13 protein-coding genes and 2 tRNA genes are annotated in these 19238 nt (G+C 27.7%); 12 read left to right on the top strand and 3 right to left on the bottom strand.

Annotated elements, in window-relative coordinates; translation table 11 throughout:
- Window positions 1-10: 10 nt before the first annotated feature.
- Window positions 11-1102, bottom strand: a complete 1092-nt coding sequence (locus J3U20_RS08105) for a PKD domain-containing protein (RefSeq protein ID WP_160542643.1) — start codon at window positions 1100-1102, stop codon at window positions 11-13.
- Window positions 1103-2042: 940 nt separating this feature from the next.
- On the opposite strand from J3U20_RS08105, the gene J3U20_RS08100 reads away from it, so the two are divergent.
- From J3U20_RS08100 to J3U20_RS08090, 3 genes are all read left to right on the top strand, one after another.
- On the top strand, window positions 2043-2885 hold the full coding sequence (locus J3U20_RS08100; RefSeq protein ID WP_160542644.1) for a hypothetical protein: 843 nt from the start codon (window positions 2043-2045) through the stop codon (window positions 2883-2885).
- Window positions 2886-3509: 624 nt separating this feature from the next.
- Window positions 3510-3866 (top strand): YciI family protein, encoded by a 357-nt coding sequence (locus J3U20_RS08095; RefSeq protein WP_160542645.1) that lies wholly within the window; start codon window positions 3510-3512, stop codon window positions 3864-3866.
- The gene (locus tag J3U20_RS08090) at window positions 3856-5061 is read left to right on the top strand and encodes a DUF6596 domain-containing protein (RefSeq protein WP_160542646.1); all 1206 of its coding nucleotides are present in this window, start codon (window positions 3856-3858) and stop codon (window positions 5059-5061) included. The genes J3U20_RS08095 and J3U20_RS08090 overlap by 11 nt, the downstream gene beginning before the upstream one ends.
- A 321-nt stretch (window positions 5062-5382) precedes the next feature.
- Here the strand turns inward: J3U20_RS08090 and J3U20_RS08085 are convergent.
- Window positions 5383-5456 (bottom strand) — tRNA-Asn (locus tag J3U20_RS08085).
- Between the two features lie 908 nt (window positions 5457-6364).
- Between J3U20_RS08085 and J3U20_RS08080 the strand changes: the two genes are divergently transcribed.
- The 7 genes from J3U20_RS08080 to J3U20_RS08050 all read left to right on the top strand — a co-directional run bounded on the left by J3U20_RS08080 (window position 6365) and on the right by J3U20_RS08050 (window position 15787).
- On the top strand, window positions 6365-8317 hold the full coding sequence (locus J3U20_RS08080) for a type VI secretion system Vgr family protein (RefSeq protein WP_160543370.1): 1953 nt from the start codon (window positions 6365-6367) through the stop codon (window positions 8315-8317).
- A 2-nt stretch (window positions 8318-8319) separates the two neighbouring features.
- Window positions 8320-9930 carry a hypothetical protein gene (locus tag J3U20_RS08075; RefSeq protein ID WP_160543371.1) on the top strand — a complete coding sequence of 537 codons (1611 nt, stop codon included), beginning with the start codon at window positions 8320-8322 and terminating at the stop codon, window positions 9928-9930.
- 20 nt (window positions 9931-9950) lie between these two features.
- Window positions 9951-10229: a hypothetical protein gene (locus J3U20_RS08070; protein WP_160543372.1), complete on the top strand. Its 279-nt coding sequence runs from the start codon at window positions 9951-9953 to the stop codon at window positions 10227-10229.
- Between the two features lie 123 nt (window positions 10230-10352).
- Complete coding sequence (locus J3U20_RS08065) at window positions 10353-11420, top strand: LysM peptidoglycan-binding domain-containing protein (protein ID WP_185150296.1); 1068 nt, start codon at window positions 10353-10355, stop codon at window positions 11418-11420.
- 61 nt (window positions 11421-11481) lie between these two features.
- Window positions 11482-11958, top strand: a complete 477-nt coding sequence (locus J3U20_RS08060; RefSeq protein WP_160543373.1) for a DUF4280 domain-containing protein — start codon at window positions 11482-11484, stop codon at window positions 11956-11958.
- Window positions 11959-11969: 11 nt separating this feature from the next.
- Window positions 11970-14843, top strand: a complete 2874-nt coding sequence (locus J3U20_RS08055; protein WP_160543374.1) for a hypothetical protein — start codon at window positions 11970-11972, stop codon at window positions 14841-14843.
- Window positions 14844-14845: 2 nt separating this feature from the next.
- Window positions 14846-15787, top strand: a complete 942-nt coding sequence (locus J3U20_RS08050) for a hypothetical protein (RefSeq protein ID WP_255449003.1) — start codon at window positions 14846-14848, stop codon at window positions 15785-15787.
- Between the two features lie 1980 nt (window positions 15788-17767).
- Here the strand turns inward: J3U20_RS08050 and J3U20_RS08045 are convergent.
- Window positions 17768-17841: transfer RNA gene (locus J3U20_RS08045), tRNA-Asn, on the bottom strand.
- Between the two features lie 190 nt (window positions 17842-18031).
- Here J3U20_RS08045 and J3U20_RS08040 point away from each other — a divergent pair.
- Complete coding sequence (locus J3U20_RS08040; RefSeq protein WP_160542647.1) at window positions 18032-18541, top strand: hypothetical protein; 510 nt, start codon at window positions 18032-18034, stop codon at window positions 18539-18541.
- A 12-nt stretch (window positions 18542-18553) separates the two neighbouring features.
- The gene (gene radC, locus J3U20_RS08035; protein WP_160542648.1) at window positions 18554-19231 is read left to right on the top strand and encodes a RadC family protein; all 678 of its coding nucleotides are present in this window, start codon (window positions 18554-18556) and stop codon (window positions 19229-19231) included.
- Window positions 19232-19238: the final 7 nt, after the last annotated feature.

Genomic DNA, 19238 nt, shown 5'->3' with positions numbered 1-19238 from the left:
TTTTGATTATTTATTCATAAACCCAGAAAAGTCCTTTTTTAATTTTATATTTTATGGTTAAACCTTCAATACAGTTTCTATTATTTTTGGTAAGTCGTATGGATTCAATTTTTATCTTTTTATTTTGGATTTTATCACAAAATTCCGAAAACGGTATAATAATTTTTTCGTTTTTAATTACCGGAAAATCATACTTATCACAAGTATATTTACCAAAGTCTTCCTTAGCTTTATTCTGCTTAGCTACATCAATTAATAATAATTCAAACTGATTTTCAGAAATGGAAGGAGCTAAGTTTTCTTCTATTTTACTAATTTTCTCTTCTACCGGAGTCTCCATAGGTATAGCAGGTATATATCTTAAAAATTCTTCCATAGGATCTTTCTGTGGATTACCCGGAGGTAAATAGTATACAATGGTATCTTTTTCCGGTATATATCTTTTAAGAGTATCAATATTAGACACATTCAATATTCTTGGCTTCACATATATATCCCTACTGGCAATATGCGTTATATCCCCATTGACTACTAATGTCAATCTTTTTTTCCCCGGTGAACTATAACTATAAACCGGATATTCAGAAGTATTATCCATTTGCCCTGATTCCCCAAAACTCCATTCCCACGAAAAAGCCTCCCCTAAATATTTATAATAAACTTCAACTGGCTGTCCAACAGTAACTACCGTTGGAGCAATTATTTTTGGGATTTTCATGGAATCTATAATTTTACCCAACCCCCTTATTTCCAAAGTTTTTTGGAAAGTACATGAACCATTAACCTGCAAGGTAACGATATACATTCCCGATTTATCATATTTATGGAATGGGGATTGGTCGTATACTTTCGCAGAATTGTCACCGAAATCCCACACCCAACTTTTAGCATTAGGTGTTAAATCTTTAAATCCGATTATTTCACCAACCTGTTTTCTTTCAGCTTCAATCGCAAAATCGACCTTACTGCAGTCTATATATCTAGAATATTTATAAAATAAAATAAATAACCCGATAAGAATAAATATAATAAATATAAAAATTATTCTAAAATCTATTTTTTTAAAAAACTTATTAAAAGAATTTTTTAATTTATAGCTCATTACAACACAAAATATTAAATATATATATCATTTGCTAACTTAAGAAAAATATTTATATATATAAAATAAATTATGATTTTTTTATAATATATAAACATACATATAGAAATATTTATTTTTTTATAAATAATTAACTATTATTTATAAAACATCAGATTATTAACGATATTTATAACATATTGATATTGAAATATATTTATTATATTTATATTATTAAAATAATCAAAATATACAATACATTGATAATTAATTGATTATAATAATAAATATGCATTATAATTACATATTTAAAATTATATTATATTTTTCTATTTAAAAATCTGAGATTAATTATGATATATAGTATTTTTAATACATTATTATTTATATCATTTTATAAAATGATTTTAATATATTTAATTTAATATATTAAAATAAATTCCGATTAAATTATATTTTGAAATTTAGTTTTCTTTAAAATAAAAATCGGTATTGTTGTTTTTTTTATATGGAAGTATATTTAGATAAATGTATAAAATTCTTTATATTGTGTAAAAAATATTTATTGTAATTTATTAAAATAGGTAACATATTTTATATAAAACTTAATTTATTTTAATATAAATACAATTCATCTTTCCCCACATCATCTCATTTATTTATAGATATAAATAAAAAAACATTAACAGAATTTGATTAAGAGTTATCGTTATTATTATTCTTATACTTTTACTTTCTATACGATAACCTCACTCGAACAAGTTGAACTAACAATGAATAATTTAATTGTATTCTTATTAAATTAAATGCTAATTAATTCTATTTTAATTTAACTACAGTCTTTAATTAATTTTAATAATAAAGTATTTATAAACTTTCATCAAATATTACCATACTGATTATATTTAAAATATATATAATTATACCAGATTAATTACTATATTTGATTTATAATGAAAAAATGAAAAAGAAATTTCAATTATTTAAGGCTTTATTTATTACCATTAACGGATTACTATTAATTAATAGCTGTAGTAATGAAAATGATATCAACCCGATATCAAATAAGAAAGAAAGCATTACTACTTTCGAAAAAAACTACATAAGACATATTTATCCGGAATCAAATAATGATTCAATAAAATTAATTGGATTTAAAACGGTCTATTTTAACAAAGATGAAGCACAAGAAATTAAGAATGCACAAGAATTATACAAAAAAGAATTAATTGAAATTAACAAATCAATTTATTATCCTGAAGATTATTCTTTTATTCGAGTATATTTCCCGATGAGTGATGCTATAGTAAACTATAATGGAAAAACGCATGAAGCAAGTAATCGAGGAAGCTTTATTACAGATGCGTTAGTAAATTTAAAAACTACTTCTCGGATACAAGTGATTGGAAGAAAAGCATCCGAATTCGTTTCGGAAACAGATTTTAATAGCATAGAAGGAAATCAGATATTGCTAGCTGAAAAATTAGAAAAGGCAATGAAAGATCATACTGCTGAAAACACCTATGTATTTAATTTAGGAGAAAGAAGCTTTACTCATCACTCCTTAGAAAATAAAACTGTTACTGCACGTTCCATTTCCTGTTATCAAAATCATGGAAATTTAAATTGTAGCACAGCTTTCAGTTATAATGGAAAATGTGATAGAGAATTTACAAATTGCATGGATTATAATGGATGGCCTGCAAGATGCTTTGATAAAAGCAAAATTGGTTTTGTTGGCAGTGATTGTCAAAGAGCAATGGCTGCCGGAAAATGTTGGAATGAGATTATGAATCGTAATTAAAAACTTCTATTAATTATAAATCAATTAGTTTACTAAAAGATTTTGTTTAGTTAATTTGTCAAAAATATTACCATATAGATAATTTCGGATAAATTATGTGATTATTATTATTATTATTATTTGTTAAATAAATTATTAAAAAAACTGTTTATTTGTATAAATCTATAATGTATCTGATCATCTAATATATTCTTTGTCACTTGAATTATCACAGTTAATATTTTCTAACTTATTATTTCTAGATTTTATTTTTTTCACTTTTTTATATATTTTCATTCATATACTTAATTCAATAAAAATCTTTTTAATTATTTAAGTTTTTAATTTCTTTAATTCGTTAGTTTAGATATATTTTTGATATGTCTGAATGAATTTCCCTTAAAAACAATAATTTAGACGCAATAACTTTTATATAAAATCATATAATCCGAAAATTCATCTAAAAAGCCTTAAGGGTGGTTTAATTTATATAGTTATTTATAACCAAATCCCCTTTATTAAACATCATATTTTATTTTATCTTTGTATAGTATTTCTAATGTAAGTTTTTTATTATTTAAAATTTTTATTCCAAAAAATGTCCAAAAATAGCATAATAAAATGTCTTAAATTAAAACATTTAAAATGAAACAATTCCTATTATTATTACATGAAAACAATGAAAAACTAAGAGAATTATCAGAACAAGAAATGCAGGCATTAGCTGATGCTCATATGAAATGGGCTACAAAGTTAGCAAAAACAGGGCATTTAATTTCAGGGGATGGATTACATGAAAAAGGTGTACTTATTACGGGTAAAGACTGTGTTATTAAAGACGGGCCATACTTGGAATCCAAAGAAATAATTGGAGGCTATTATTTATTACAAAGCGAAAATCTAGAAACTATTATCGAGTTAGCTAAAGAGTGCCCGACCCATTATTATGGGGGAACAACAGAAATCCGTCCGATCTTAAATATGGAAAATTATGATTCCTAATTTACCTTTTGAAGATAAAATAAATTACAGAACGTTATACGGAAAGCTTTTTTCTGTATTATTGAAGAGATTTGGTGTTACCCATATTTCTGAAATTGAAGATGCTATTCAAAATTCTTTTTTGAAGTATCTGAAAATCCGGAAACAAAATAATATACCAAAAAATATAGAAAATTGGCTATACATGGTAGCTCGTAATGATTTACTAAATATAATAAAACGCAAACAAAAAGAAGATTATAATTTTTCAATAGAACTTACAGAAGATGAAAAAGTAGAACCATATGAAACCGATCTTCGTTTACAAACAATACTATTTATCTCTTCGTTAAACAGCCTATCCACACAATCTAAAATTATTTTTATACTCAAAAATATATTTGGGTTAAGCATGCTTGAAATTCGTGAATCCACTTTAATTAATCAAGAAGCTATTTATAAAAGCATTAACCGAACTAAAAAGAAATTTAATATTGATTTAAATTGCCAAAAAATCGAAATAAATTCCGTTCCGGTTAATCAAAAAACAATATCAATTGTTGAAGAAATCCTTTATGCAGTTTTCAATATTGGCTTTGATTCTTTTAGTGAAAAGACTGAAAATATTGTGAATAAAGATTTATGCTTAGAATCATTTGTTTTGACAAGATTATTATATAATAAATTCAATTATACTTCAACCAGTAATTTACTCGCCGTTTTATTTTTTCACATATCAAGAATTCCTGCAAAAATTAATAATGGGAAATTAATTTCCTTTTTTAATCAAAATCGAGACAAATGGAACAAAAAATTGCTTACTATGGCCTTCCATCATATTAAAAAACCCAAAAATAGTAACAAATACTATATTGAAGCAATTATCATCAGCAAGTATATGTCTAAAAAAGATTTTAGCTTAAAAGATTGGACTGAAATATCATTTTTATATGAAATGATGCTTGAAATCTCGCAATCACCAATAGTAAGACTTAATTACTCTTTTTGCTTAAGCAAAATTGGAAAAACAGATAAAGCCATGAACATTCTTTCAGAAGTTCAAAATCAACTACCAGATCATCATTCATACTTTTCTTTAGTAAAAGCCATAATAATGAAAGAGTCCAACCCTAAAGAGTCACATGAAATAATTCTTACGCTTAGTAATAAAATGAACCAAAAAATAAGAAAAGAATATTTAAAAAGTTTTATTTAAAAAAGCAAAATAAATAATTATTAAATTGTTTTATATTTATTTTTTTAGAACAAATAAATTTAAGTATATACTAAAAAATCAAAATTTATATTTTTTTTATACTAATTATTTCAATTTATATAGTTTTAGTATTTTATGCTATGCATGTTGGAATATTTCTCTCCGCCATGTAGATTAATCTTACAAATGTATTAGAACTAAATAGATAAAAAACTAATTAACAACTAAAATTTATAAGCAAAAAATTACAATCAATTAATTTTCTTAGTTTTAAGTATACAAACAAAAAAAGAGTTACAAATTATGTAACTCTTTTTTTAGCTCCTCCTGCTGGGCTCGAACCAGCGACCCTCTGATTAACAGTCAGATGCTCTAACCGACTGAGCTAAGGAGGAATTTTGTGAGTGCAAATGTAGAAGAAATTCAAATATTTATAAAAAGTCGAATAATTTAAAAAAGAAGTGATTCTATTATGCAATGTTAAAAAGGGAATTAAACGATATAAAACGTCTTCAAGGTAGAATTAAAAGATAAATTGATAACCTATTAATGATGATTATTTTAATAAGTACTTCCAGTATCCAAAAAATTCTGAGGACTCGATCCTAGTGAAATTCTTTTTGCCGCAAGAATAAGATTTTAATTTCTGCAAATAGTATTTATGGAAATTATGAATAATTTGGATATATACAATTGTTTAGTTTTCCGTAAAGCTTATATTATTTAAAAGCTCTAATCACTCAAGGAATAACATAATTCTTCAATAAAGACTTTTAATTTTATGTAATTTTAGTATATAAATAAAACATTAACACCCATTTTTACATGTATAGAATTAATAAGAAAATTGTTGAGATACTAAAAAAGGATTGAGCGGAACTCTCAAAATATCAAGACAATTATGATAAAATTGTTGTTTCTCCCAAGACTCAATTCACACAGAAAGCAGAAATCCACGAAATAGATTCAATAATGGATATTAAGATAGCCCGCTCTCTAAATTGATAATTAATTATTGTATGAATATTTCAAAAAAGGATTATAATAACAACACTTAAACCTTTTTAAATACCCTATTTATTATATTAATTTTAATATAATACATTGATTTAACAATGGAAATTTTTAAAATAATAAATTTAGCTTATACTAATATGGACTTTATTAAATTTATAATATTTTTAAAATAATAAAATAAATAAATAAATATATTTATTTTATTAAAATAATTTGTAAATTCACATCATTATTATATTATATTTTAAAATCATTTTTTATCAATCTTTTAAATTATTTAAATTTTATGGAACCATTCTTACCGAATGAAGGAGAATTCTTCAAACTTTACAATCAAAAAGAAATAGAAGAGCAAAGCCTGCGTAATGGAATTATAGCTACGTATGGGGGAAGCAAGGAAAATCAGTATGGAAATTCGCATCTGGTAAGTGTTATAGTTCAAATAAATGGAAACTCGTTTTTCTCAAATACTTGTATACAACTAAAATTAACCCAAAAAATCAATGCAGATCATGAATTTATTCTCACTGCTGATCCAGGTGAATTCGACGAGTCAGATGCTTATTTACTTCAAAATACCAGGCAATATCTAGGAAACCGCATTACTTTCACCTTTCGCCAGTTTGGTAAAGCAGCTTCAGTCTGGATGGGCATTATCTCGAGTATCTCTTCCAAAAAGAAAGACGGAATTAAAAAGATCATTATTAAAGGAAAGTCTCCTGCCATGTTGATGGAAAACGGACTGCACTGTCGTAGTTTTGAAGATAAAACTTTTGAAGAAATTGTGATGGAAGTAACCGAAAGCTATTCACAAAATATGATTAACTTTGATGTCAACCCAAACTTTAAAGAAAAACTAAAATACATCACTCAATATAATCAGACTGATTTTCAATTCCTCAGAAGCTTAGCATCAAGATATGGTGAATATCTATATTTTTCAGGTGAAAAATTTAATTTTTCAGCCTGGGGAAGTCGCATAATAGAATTAACCGAAGGGGAAGATGTATATGATTATGAATTAAAAATAGAAGCCCAACCCCAGAAGTTCTCTTATATCACCTATGATCCAAAACAAAGCTCTGATTATACTATTGACTCAGAAAGTCAACCTTTTCAGCAATCAGAGAATCCCTTTCAGCAATCCGCAGTTAATACTAGTGAAAGTTTATTTACAGTAATTCCTACCTCTCATTTTGAACATAGTCTACTTCATAAAAACCAGGTAGACGTAGAGCAGGCCGTACTAAGGCAAAGAAAAAAACAACAAAACTTAGTTTATATGGAAGCTGTAAGTAATAATCCGGAAATTAGAATCGGAGACATAGCTAAAATGAATGTCTATATGCCGGGACATAAAACTTTTAAATCAGGAAAAACTCCTGTTGAATCATATAGGGTGATAGAGATCGTTCATAATTTTTCGGACGGTGAAGGATATACTAATACCTTTATAGGTGTACCCAAAGATTTGAGTGTACCAACATATTATAATGAAAAGGACAACCCAAAAGCGGATATTCAACACGCAACTGTTACAGATAATAAAGACCCGCTTCGAATGGGCCGTATAAGAGTACAGTTTGTATGGCAGAAAAAAAACAATCAGCAGACTCCCTGGATACAAGTAATACAACCCCATGGCGGATCAGGGAAAGGAACTTATATCAATCCTGAAATAGGGGAGACAGTTTTGGTAGCCTTTCAGGGAGGAAATGCAGAAGCTCCGATTGTATTAGGAACTGCATACAACGGAGGAGAAATAGCCGACTATTACACCGAAGGGAATGATATTAAAGTAATACACACCCGGAGTGGAACCAAAATCATTTTCAATGATGCACAAGGACAAGGTTCCATACTGATCGAAGATCCGAGTGGAAATAAAGTATTTTTAGATGGAGATGGAAATATTACAGCAACAGCTCCTAAAAATTTCAATATTAATGCAGGAGAGGATATAAATTTAAATGCAGGAGGAAATATGAATACTTTTATTGGTGCTAACAAATCAACTACAATAGGTCAAATGAATTTATTGAATGTTGGGGCTAATTATACTGTAAATGTCTCCGGAAAGTATTCAGAATTTATAGATGGGGATCTTATTTCAGAGTCTAAAAAACAAAGAAAAGAGGTAAGTGCAAAAAACTTTGAAATATTAAGTAAAGATGTAATTTCTAAGAATGCAGAGCAACAAGTTAAAAATAATAGCGGAGAAAAATCTAATTTCTTTTAAAAATGAGTAGATATCGGTATGTAAAGGGGAGCATAACCAAAATTACACACGGAAAACATTATATGTATTCCGGAGAAAATATTATTACCTCTTCACAAAAGAAAGTAGTAGAAGTGGGTAAACAAAATGGAGTTATTATTGGTGAACCTGAAGAATATGTAAGAGAAAAAAGAATTATAAGTATTAAATCTGATTTATATATACGGAATTATCTAGAATTAAAAACCCCATATTTAGATGTTTCAAACTTACTTAGTTTTAAAAGTTCTAAACCTTTTATAGCTGGTATAAAAGCTATTTTTGGCGACGATATAAAACATGAAGTGGCTAAGAAATTTATGCTTGATTTATTAGATAATAAAGTACCATTACCCAAATGGGAGGCTACTTGGATTTTATCCGATGAGCAAGGGGGATGCTTTAACGAAAAATATGAAACTATTTATATCAATGAAAAAATAATATTAGATGCTGAAAAAAATCCTAAAAAAAGTTGGTTATTATTTTTGATCATGATTGAAGAAATTGGACATTATGTAGATCATTTATTGCGAAATAAATATGATACTATTGGAGGAGATGCTCCAGGAGATGAAGGAAAGCTATTTGCTGCGGATTTTATTCATTATAATAAGTTATTATTTAAAGATTTTGAATTTGCGCAAATTGAAATTCAAGAAGAATCAGGAAAAATAAAAAGATTTAATGCTAAAGTTTTAAGAGATGATCCTGAATTTAAAATAAAGGCTCAAGATTTACTTTATACCGATTCAATGGAGGATGATCATGGAATTATTACTTTAAAAGATGGAGAAGAAGTTGAAGTTGAATTTTTTAAGATAAGAGGACAAGGAGCTATTCATGAAGATATAACCAAAAGAGCTGCTAAAAATGCCGGAGTTCTTTACGATTATCGTTTGGATAGAGGTTGTTCCTGGCAAGACGTTCCCTGCTCTGATCCATCCACTATAAACAACTGTTATTTTAGTACTGGGTTTGGAATGAAAAAAGAAGGGAAAATAGCATTTGAAAGTCATAATGGCTCTTTACAATATTGGCATTCTATGGCTCCTGCAGGTGTCTTTACCAATCAAGAAGTAAAGAATCTCATTCTTAAACAAGCAGAAGAATGGTTTAAAGAAGGAATTAGTTCAAAGTATAATAAACAAGATATAAAGATTAATAAACATGATATAATGTATGATCCACAAAGTAAAAGGCCTTCGCACACCCCCGTAGAAGGTAAAAAAGATGGATATGACGGCTTATTTTATATTGGTAAAATTCTTCATATGGTTCAGGATTCTTACTCTCTCTCTCATACGCAAAGGGATAGTGAAAATCGAATAGTCCAATTTCAAGGATACGATGCTCAAAATCACCATAAACATGGACACGCTGACAAGGATGGAGGCTCAATAGGAGCTCAACATGCTGAAACAGCTTCTACTCAAATTTTAAAATTTTACAAAGAGTTCAGAGACGGTAAAATCACAACAGAAGCAGGAGTATTATTACTATTAAAGAATTATCTAGACAAACATGTCTATCCCATAGCTCCTGGAAGAGAAAATGTTACAGCAGGAGGATCAGCACCCGAATATAGTAAATAATTATTTATACAATTAATATCATGAAATTTATAATTCCTAGTATCATCTTACTATTACAAATTATAGGATTCGTATTTTACCTTTTTATTACTAAAAAAGCTCCTCCTGATGCACCTGTAGGATTTGTTCTTATTCATTTTTATGCAATAGGTAATTTAATAGTATTAATAGCTTCTTATTTTTTTTATTTTAATAGTGCAAATAAGACCTATTTATGGTTATTGCCTATAACTATTGCGGTTATTAATATTATTATTGTCATTGTTATGCAGATTATGATGGCTATAGGTAAGCTATAAATAAACTAATAGTTAAACTATATATAAACATTATAGAATGATTCATACTATAACATTCACCCTTAATGAATTAAAAAAATATAAAATAATTAATATTAATTAATTTCTCGTATTATCTTAATTATGAATGAAATAAAAAAATATAGAATTCAGAAAGGCGATACTTTGGAATCCATTGCAAAGAAACTAAATATAACTGTAGAAGGTCTTCGATCTTTCCATAATCAACATTGTGAGTTAGAAAATTTATTGGGGCCTAAATTAAAAAAAATTCCTGAACTTTATATACAATCATATTCCTCATATGTAGATAATACTATATCAACAGATACTAAAGTCGATTTAACTCAAGCTCTATCAAATAATACACTGAAGAGAAGATACACTAAAATTAACAAAACCTATGGTGTAATACAAGAAATATTTGAAAATGAAGAGAAAATAATACAAATACATTATATCGTTAAAATAGGAAATGATGTAAGTACCCAACTATCCTATAATCAATTATACATACGAAGATATAAAACATATGTAGATGAGAAAGAAATTGATGGAAACATTGAACATTTTTCAGAACAGCTTGATCAAATACTGTATCCTTTGAAAATAAGTCTTGATGAAAAAGGGGTTCCTTTATCTATTATAAACAAAAAAGAAATAGAAGCAAGGTGGTTTGAGGAAAAGCGAAAACAATTTATTCGATACTATAATGGAAATTTAGCAAAAGTACTATTGAGAAAATTAGATAATTTTTTCACCCACATAGGAAACTATGAATCTCAAATTTTGAACAGTTTATTTTATACTTTCTTTTTTATGCCTCTATATGTGCCTTACGGAGAAAATAGAGAATATCATTATGAGAAAGAAATTCCTATTTTCCCTTTCAAAAAAAAGGTAAATTATAAAATTTCACAAAAATTGGATAATAAAAAGTCTGCCTCAGGAAAAATTTTCGTTCATATGGAAGGGGTTTGTATAGAAGAAAGGACTGGAGTAGAAATTGCACAAGGAATTTCTATTTCTAAAGAGGATTCTATGATAAATATAACACCAGAAGGAAAACTAAAATTTACGTATAAATTAGATGATAAAACTAAAATTTTATTTTCGGCGATCGGATATATTTCATTAAAAATAAATTCGCAAATAACCAGAAAAATAAAAATTAAAATTTATGAAACATAAAAACTCATAAATAAGTTGATTAATTATAAGATAGTTATTAATATAAAAATTATTATGTATTATGAGTGAAAAACATTTTGTCTGTCAAGGAGCTATTTGTGAATGTAATTTTGGAACAGCCCCGGATAAGCTAAAAGTACTTACCCAAAACAAAAGATTTATTAACGAAACAGATGGATATACCAAGTTGATAGCTACCCATAAAGATATCGGAATGACTTTTGAAAAAAATACTTTTGGTGTTTGTAAATTACAACCTATACGTGGAGGATTTAAACCATGCATTCAGGCATTAGCCCAATGGCAGGGCTTTTATAAACAAATGAAATTAGAGGATAACGGAGGAAATCCTTTGCTTGAAGATAGTATGGGAATATGTACTATAAGTGGGAATCCTTGTATTAAAATTAGTTTTCATGGGCAAACAGCAGAACTTACCCAGAACAATACAGAGAATGCCCGAGAGGAAGTACTTGTTGAACTTTTTCCTTTTATCAATTTAAAAAAAGTGGAAAAAGAAACTCGTAATATTTTATAATACAGTTAATAATGGCAGAACAAAATCAATTGCATATTCAATTTGTTGATATTGACGGAGAAAATTTCGACAAGAAAAGAGGATGGTTAAACCTAAAAAAATCTAGAACAATAACTATAACTATAAAAGAATATCAGGAAGATATACAAAACCTGGAGAAAGAAATAAATAAAAAAAGGGAGTTAATAAAAAAAAAATATACTGAAAAATCCGAACAATTATATAAAGATATTTCACAATATCAGGAAAATATCAATAAATGCAATGCAAATTTACAAGAAGATATAATTTCTAAAAACAAATATGATAAACAACTAGATGAATTTCAGAATAAATTGAGTATCTGTTTAGCAAATGCAAATGAGATCATTTTAGAAAAAAATAAAACCTTGACTGAATTACTCGAGAGAGAAAAAGAGGAAAAACAAGCGGTTTCAGATAAATATAAAAATGTTTTATGGGTAAGCCAGGTAGTGCATAATGGTCTGTCAAATCTAAATCCTTCAAGCCATTATAATCGGATTGAAAAAGGGAGCATTATCAGAAAACATCATATTGGTGAATTTCTAGAAGGTGGAGGATTTATTTATACAGAACCTTTTTTTGAAGGAACACAACCACAAGGAAAGGCTCCTTACGGAGCTTTTATAAGTGCACAAGGAACTACTCATGATATAGTATCTGTGCAATGGATGACTCCGGAAAATGAAATTATTACTTCAGATAAAATTATAGCTTTTGGTTCTACAGTATATTTAAATATATATACAGAAGGACTTTTTGGACAACATATAAAAGTATGTTTAAAAGATAGAGATTATGTTATCGATTATCTTACATTAGGCTTTTGGAATGGAAATGATGATTTGAATATTTATCAAAGGAAATCTAAAGAAAAAACTGGTGGGAGTGAACCCGAAGTGATGGAAGAATCAAAATATATGATAAGGAATGTAGATGCATATAGAGTAAATAATCAATCTATCCCTGAAAAAGCTAAAATCGGTGTATTAGGAATAAAAAAATTAGATCCTGAAAGTTTGGAAGAATTAGTAACCCATGTACAAAAATCTTATTTTAAAGTCTTTATTGATCCTAAATGGGAAGATGAAGGTGGAGATGAACTGGAAATATTTGCTGTAATCGAACATGAATTACTTTCAGCCAAAGATAAAAGGAAAGAAATGAAACAGAAAAAAAACTATATTTTAAATGTATCTAAAAATGGAAAGTTATATGAAGAATCCAATAATACTGGTAATCAGGTAACTTCACTTAGTGGTATAGAAAGTAATATAGCTCATTTCGAACAATGTAGATATAAAGCTATTACCGCATTATATGGAATAGATTCTATGCAGATGAGAGTTTTATTTCAACAAGGGAAGGTAAATGTAGATAAAAAAGATCTGATTTATGAAGTGGTAGCAGATGATACAACTAAAAGATTGTTTTTATTTTTGGATGACGAAAAAACGGCAGACTGTAATCATGAAAATACACCTCAAGACCATACAGGGAATGTAATAAAGGTTGTCGGAACCCGGCCTTTTAATCTGATGCTGAAAGATGATCAGGCTTCTTTTGATATTTCTTTTCCCATCCCTACACTGAAAGAAGCAGTTGATATGGCTTTTATGACAGAAAGAAAACGGCTAAAATATCTAAAAAACTATAATTTAAAATTTGACACCTGTCGTTTTCAGCATAATCTAAATATTAGAGTTTATCCTGAATTAGAGTATGAATTAGGCTTTAAATTAAAATCTGAAAATCCATTTTATACAGGACAGAATAATGTCTATACACAACGGAAATATCTAGGTGAAAAAGGGTTATTTAAAATACGTCAAAACAAAATAAATCAGAGAGAACAAAATTATAAAAACAATAAACAGGAAGTAAAGGAAGGAAGGTTAAACTTTAACTTTTATGAAATAGCAGCCGAATACTCTTTTGGAGGCATCAAACAAGCTGAAATTTCAATCGACAAGGAACATCCGTTTTTCAATGTTCTAGATACTATTATGTGGGTTGCTAATATGGTAGGAAACCTTACTTTTAATAAAGAAGCCGAGGAAGCAGAAAAAGAGCTTAATAAAAATAAAGAGACCTCCAGACAGCTAAACAACCGCAAAAAAAATCATAATAAATATTTAGAAAATGTAGGTAAATCTTTAAATAAATTACCGCTTAAAATAGATATTGAAGGTCCTGTTTTTGCAGGAGCAGTAGCTTGGAAATATGACCCAAGCACCCGTTACAAATACCAGGTAGGTACAAGTTATGCGGTAAAGTTTAAGGCAGCCCCTTTATTAGGAGTCACCGGTAGGCTAGACCTTTTGTTTGTCGCAACCAAAATTCCTTATGTTGGGGTAGCAGTTAAAGGTATTACGGGTGTCGTGGATGCAGTAGGTTCCGTAGACAATATTTGGAACTGGTTTGTTGATAAGTTAAGAGGAGGAGACAAATACAAAATAAAGCTGGATATAGATTATTTCATAGACCTGTACTGCTCGGGAAAATTTAATGTGGAAGCTACAGCTGTGGAATACCATACAATAGACGGTTTTCGAAATAATGATATTAAATGCCAGGCAGAAATAGAATTCGGTATTGAATGTGGCGGTTCTATAGAATGGAAAATTGGAAAAATAGTAGGAGAAGCCGAGTTTACCGGAGCCGCCTTTGCTAAATTTACCATAGAACGAGATGAAAAGGACGAAGTCATCCGTTGTAAATACGATGGTTTATATGCTAAAGTTTCTGCAAAGATAAATACGGACGTAGAAACTAGAAAAGGTCAAGGAAGTGATTCAGAAGAAGACCCTCCTAAAAAGTTCCTGATTCATGGTGGATTTACTTATGAAACTAAATTAACTTAATAATGAGAAAATTAAACATATTCGTTTTATTATTTATATGCCTGGTAACAACCGAATGTAGCCAAACCTATCAAAAAGAAACAATTATGATCATAATACCAGAAATACCTAAAGAAAAACAAATAATTTATGGAATAGAACAATCCATATTCTATCCTTATGAATTATATATCAATAATATCAAGGCAGATTTTTCTTCTAATGGAGGAAATCCTCCAGTAGAAATTAATCCTTATGTATTAAAAAACGGAAAATATAAGATAAAACTAGTGTTATTCCCTTATGAGCATGAAAAAATACTCACTCCAGAAGCAATAAAAAAGAATACATTACAATTTGTAAAAATAATTAGAAAAAATAAAGATGGGGATTTAGTATCCCGTGAAACTTTAAAACTTTTACCTCTTAATATTCCTAATAAATCAATAGAAGTATATGAACAGGAATGGGAAATAGAAATAAACGAATTACCCTATGAACTGGAAGGCTGGAGCAAAGGACAAGACCTATCTAAAATGGATAAAAAGGTTCTAGAAAACAAAGTAGTTACTTATTACCAAAAACTATGGAAAGTTTTAAATGAGGGAAATGGAGCCGAATGGACAAAACTAGTTACAAAGCGACAATATGAAACAGCTATATTTAATTATAGTTCAAAAGACGAATATGAAAATATTATTATAGAAAATAGAAAAATAATAGAAGAAAAATGTAAAGGTATGATGACTCCTTTTGAAGATTATATAATGATGATTTACGGTGAAGGCAAATTAGTTACGCTTGAAAGAAAATCTCATACGCAGTCGTTTAATAATGAAAATAGAATGGATATCAAAGGTTGGAGTCCTCTAATCAGAAAATATAAGATTTCTGGGGGAGAAGAATATTCTGTTCTCCTTTATCTCCCACAAGATAGCAACGAATTTGTAATAATTCGTAAATAGATATATATGATATTTCTTTAGTATTTTTATATTTAGTTTTTTATTTTTTCAAGTTTGGTACAACAGAACTCTATTGTATTTTCACCTACACATATACTCAAGGAAAATCAGATATCCTATTTTTTTGATCTAAATTTTAAATATCCATACGAGTTATATATCTATGATATTAAAGCATAAAATGATCCGACAGGATCAAATGCTGTAGTAGAACTTAACTCTTTAATAATGAAAAACGGAATATATAAAATCAAACTAAGAATATTCCTATATAAAGAAAAAAAGATTGTTCAGTAAGGATATTGATAGAAAACCATTTCATTTGAAAATATATTCTGAATAAAGAATTTAATAAAGTAACAGAACATGATTTGTATCAAATACTTCCATTAATCTATTTGATAAATTCATTTATCGTTTTTTTAAATAGTAATGAAAAATAGATTTTAAGTGAATTATTCTACGAATTTGAAGGCTATATTAATTAATGGACAGAATCTATTTAAAATAGATAAAAGTTTTTAGAATATAAAGTAATAAAATATTACCAAGAATTATGAAGAATTTTAAATAACGGAAATTCGCAAGAATATCAAAAAAGATGGAAAGCTGCCGACACTGAATTATTTTACTACAATTATGAAACATTCAAAACTAATTAATAAGTAATTTTAGAAAATAATGAAACAATTTTGAATATATACTCCTTTTGAAGAGTATGATATGAAAATATAAGGAAGGGGATAAATTTATAACATTAGAAGAAAATTTTATACCCAATTTTTTAATAATAAAGATAAATTAGATATCAACGGTTGGATTTTTTTACTAAAAAGGCAAGAAACCAGGCACAGCAAGTTGTTCGTTATTATTATATCATCCTAAAGGCTGTGATAAATTTGTTATAATCCATATATAAAGTAATTAAGTGTTTATTTTGTTTAATAAATTTATTCTTTATTTGTCCTGCTAGGAAGATAAATAATTAAACTTAACATTATAAGAGATAAGATTCTACACTAAAAAGTTAGATTAATTTATTATTATAATGAAATTAAGTAAAAATTATCCATAATTAATACCTATCCATAAAATACTTTAATTAAAAAATCTAGAAAGGATATTAGTAATTATATAAATATACTTACTAAAATCTTAAGTTTGTCTGAATCGTTTTATTCAAGCAATTAATATGTACAAATTCGGTGGCAAGGTAGGTTAATTCATTTCATGTTATGCCTCTTACAAATTTCAAGAAAAAATTATTTATACTTCTTAAAGACAATAATATTTGGAAATAACCTTATTAAATCAGTAGTTTTCTAAAGTGAGAAAGTAATAATGTTAATATGCACGATGTTATACTATTTATATTTCCCAGATAAATAAAGAAGTTATGCAAATTATCAAAAGTAGAAAAAGTTAATGGCATTTTCTGTTCCGAAAAAAGCCGTTCAAAACAAAAAATACTTGAGGATTCCTTTGGAAACTGGTTAACATATCCTTAAATACTATAAGTTTTCCCAATTCTTTTGAAATTAATTCTTAGTAATCAGCCATTTGAAACTTTGAGTAATTTTTTTGAAATCTATCCCAACATAATTAAATTTTTAAAAAAAATACTAATCCCTATTTTAAACACACATAGATCTCTTAAATCCAAATCTTAATATACTGAATATACTCTAGTTGAAATTAAATCATCCAAAGAAAAACATTTATCTTTCTTAAACTATTAAAAAGTATTGCAACTCAATAGAATAAACAAATAGTCTTTATTGTTTCATCATCAATTATATAGCCATTAAATAATACAGTGAATATATAACCCCTTATAGACAAAATAAAACTTTTAGAAATATATAAATAGACAAATTTTACTTTTAGATAGATTCATAGATTTCCTAAAAGAATAAAAGAAAAAGCCGGGCAAATTTCGGGCAAATAAAAAAGAGTTACATATATGTAACTCTTTTTTAGCTCCTCCTGCTGGGCTCGAACCAGCGACCCTCTGATTAACAGTCAGATGCTCTAACCGACTGAGCTAAGGAGGAATTTTGTGAGTGCAAATGTAGAAGAATTTTATATATGCTCCAAATATTTTTTAATCTTTTTTTCATCTTAAAATCTAAGTACATAAGTATCAATGAAAAAAAATTTTAATTTTTTAATATATAACCCATATTAGATACTTTTTTTAATATAAAATAGTATTTTTGTCTCTGTCTAACTTATATAATTATTATGGACATATCTATATTGCTTGTATTCTTATTGATTTTAGTGCTCTTTATGGGAGGTTTTCTGTTTATGTTAACCCGTTTTTTTCAATCAGAAAGAGAAAGAAGAAGTTTTGAGTTGCGTCTAAAATATTCTGAGAATATTTTACCGAACAAATTACAAGCCTATGAACGTATGACTCTTTTTTTAGAAAGAATACGCCCTTCTTCTTTAATACGACGAGTAACTCCTACAGATGATAGTAAATCTTATGAATTCACTTTAATAGAAACTATTCAAACAGAATTCGAACACAATTTAGCACAACAACTCTATATAAATCCGAATTCGTGGAAGATTATTTTATCGGCAAAGAATGCAACCCAATTGCTTATAAAAAATACTATTGAAGCTATGAAAGATTCTTCAATACAAGAAATTCAAGAGGAAATCATTAAACAATCGATGGAAGACGCTTCTCCTTCGTCTGCGGCAATTTTGTACTTACAAAAAGATATTCAAGACGGAATCTAAAAAATTTTCACTATGAACATCAAATCATTAGCTGAAGAAGAAAGACCCAGAGAAAAATTATTACTGAGAGGAAAACAATCCTTATCTGATGCCGAACTTCTTGCTATAATTTTAGGTAGTGGTTCGAAATCTGAAAGCAGCATTGCTCTTGCTCAACGAATTTTATCATCCGTAAATCATAATTGGAATGAATTGGCAAAGCTAACCATAAGAGATTTATGCAAATTTAACGGAGTAGGTAAAGTTAAAGCAATTGAAATTATCACTTCTCTAGAAATTGGAAGACGAAAATCCTTACAGCAAGCTTTAAAAAAAGAAAAAATTTCTTCTTCGAAAGATGCCTATAATATTCTTCAACCCATTATTGGTGATTTGATGATAGAGGAATTTTGGGTGATTTATTTAAGCAGATCCAATAAAATATTAAGTAAAGAAAAAATTTCTCAAGGAGGAATTACCGGTACAATGGTAGATAATCGACTAATATTTAAACATGCTATAGAACTTAATGCAGTTTCATTAATCATATCCCATAATCATCCTTCAGGAAATATTCAACCCAGCAATTCTGATATACAAATTACCCATGAAATAAAAAAAGCAGGAAACTTATTAAATATAACTTTGATGGATCATTTAATTATTACGCAAACCTCTTTTTTCAGTTTTGCCGATGAAAATTTACTGTGAAAGACCA

Origin of the sequence: Apibacter sp. B3919 (genome assembly GCF_026537405.1) — a bacterium.
Lineage (GTDB): Bacteria > Bacteroidota > Bacteroidia > Flavobacteriales > Weeksellaceae > Apibacter.
The sequence above is the reverse complement of the archived record's forward strand: the minus strand, read 5'-3'. Positions and strand labels throughout refer to the sequence as shown.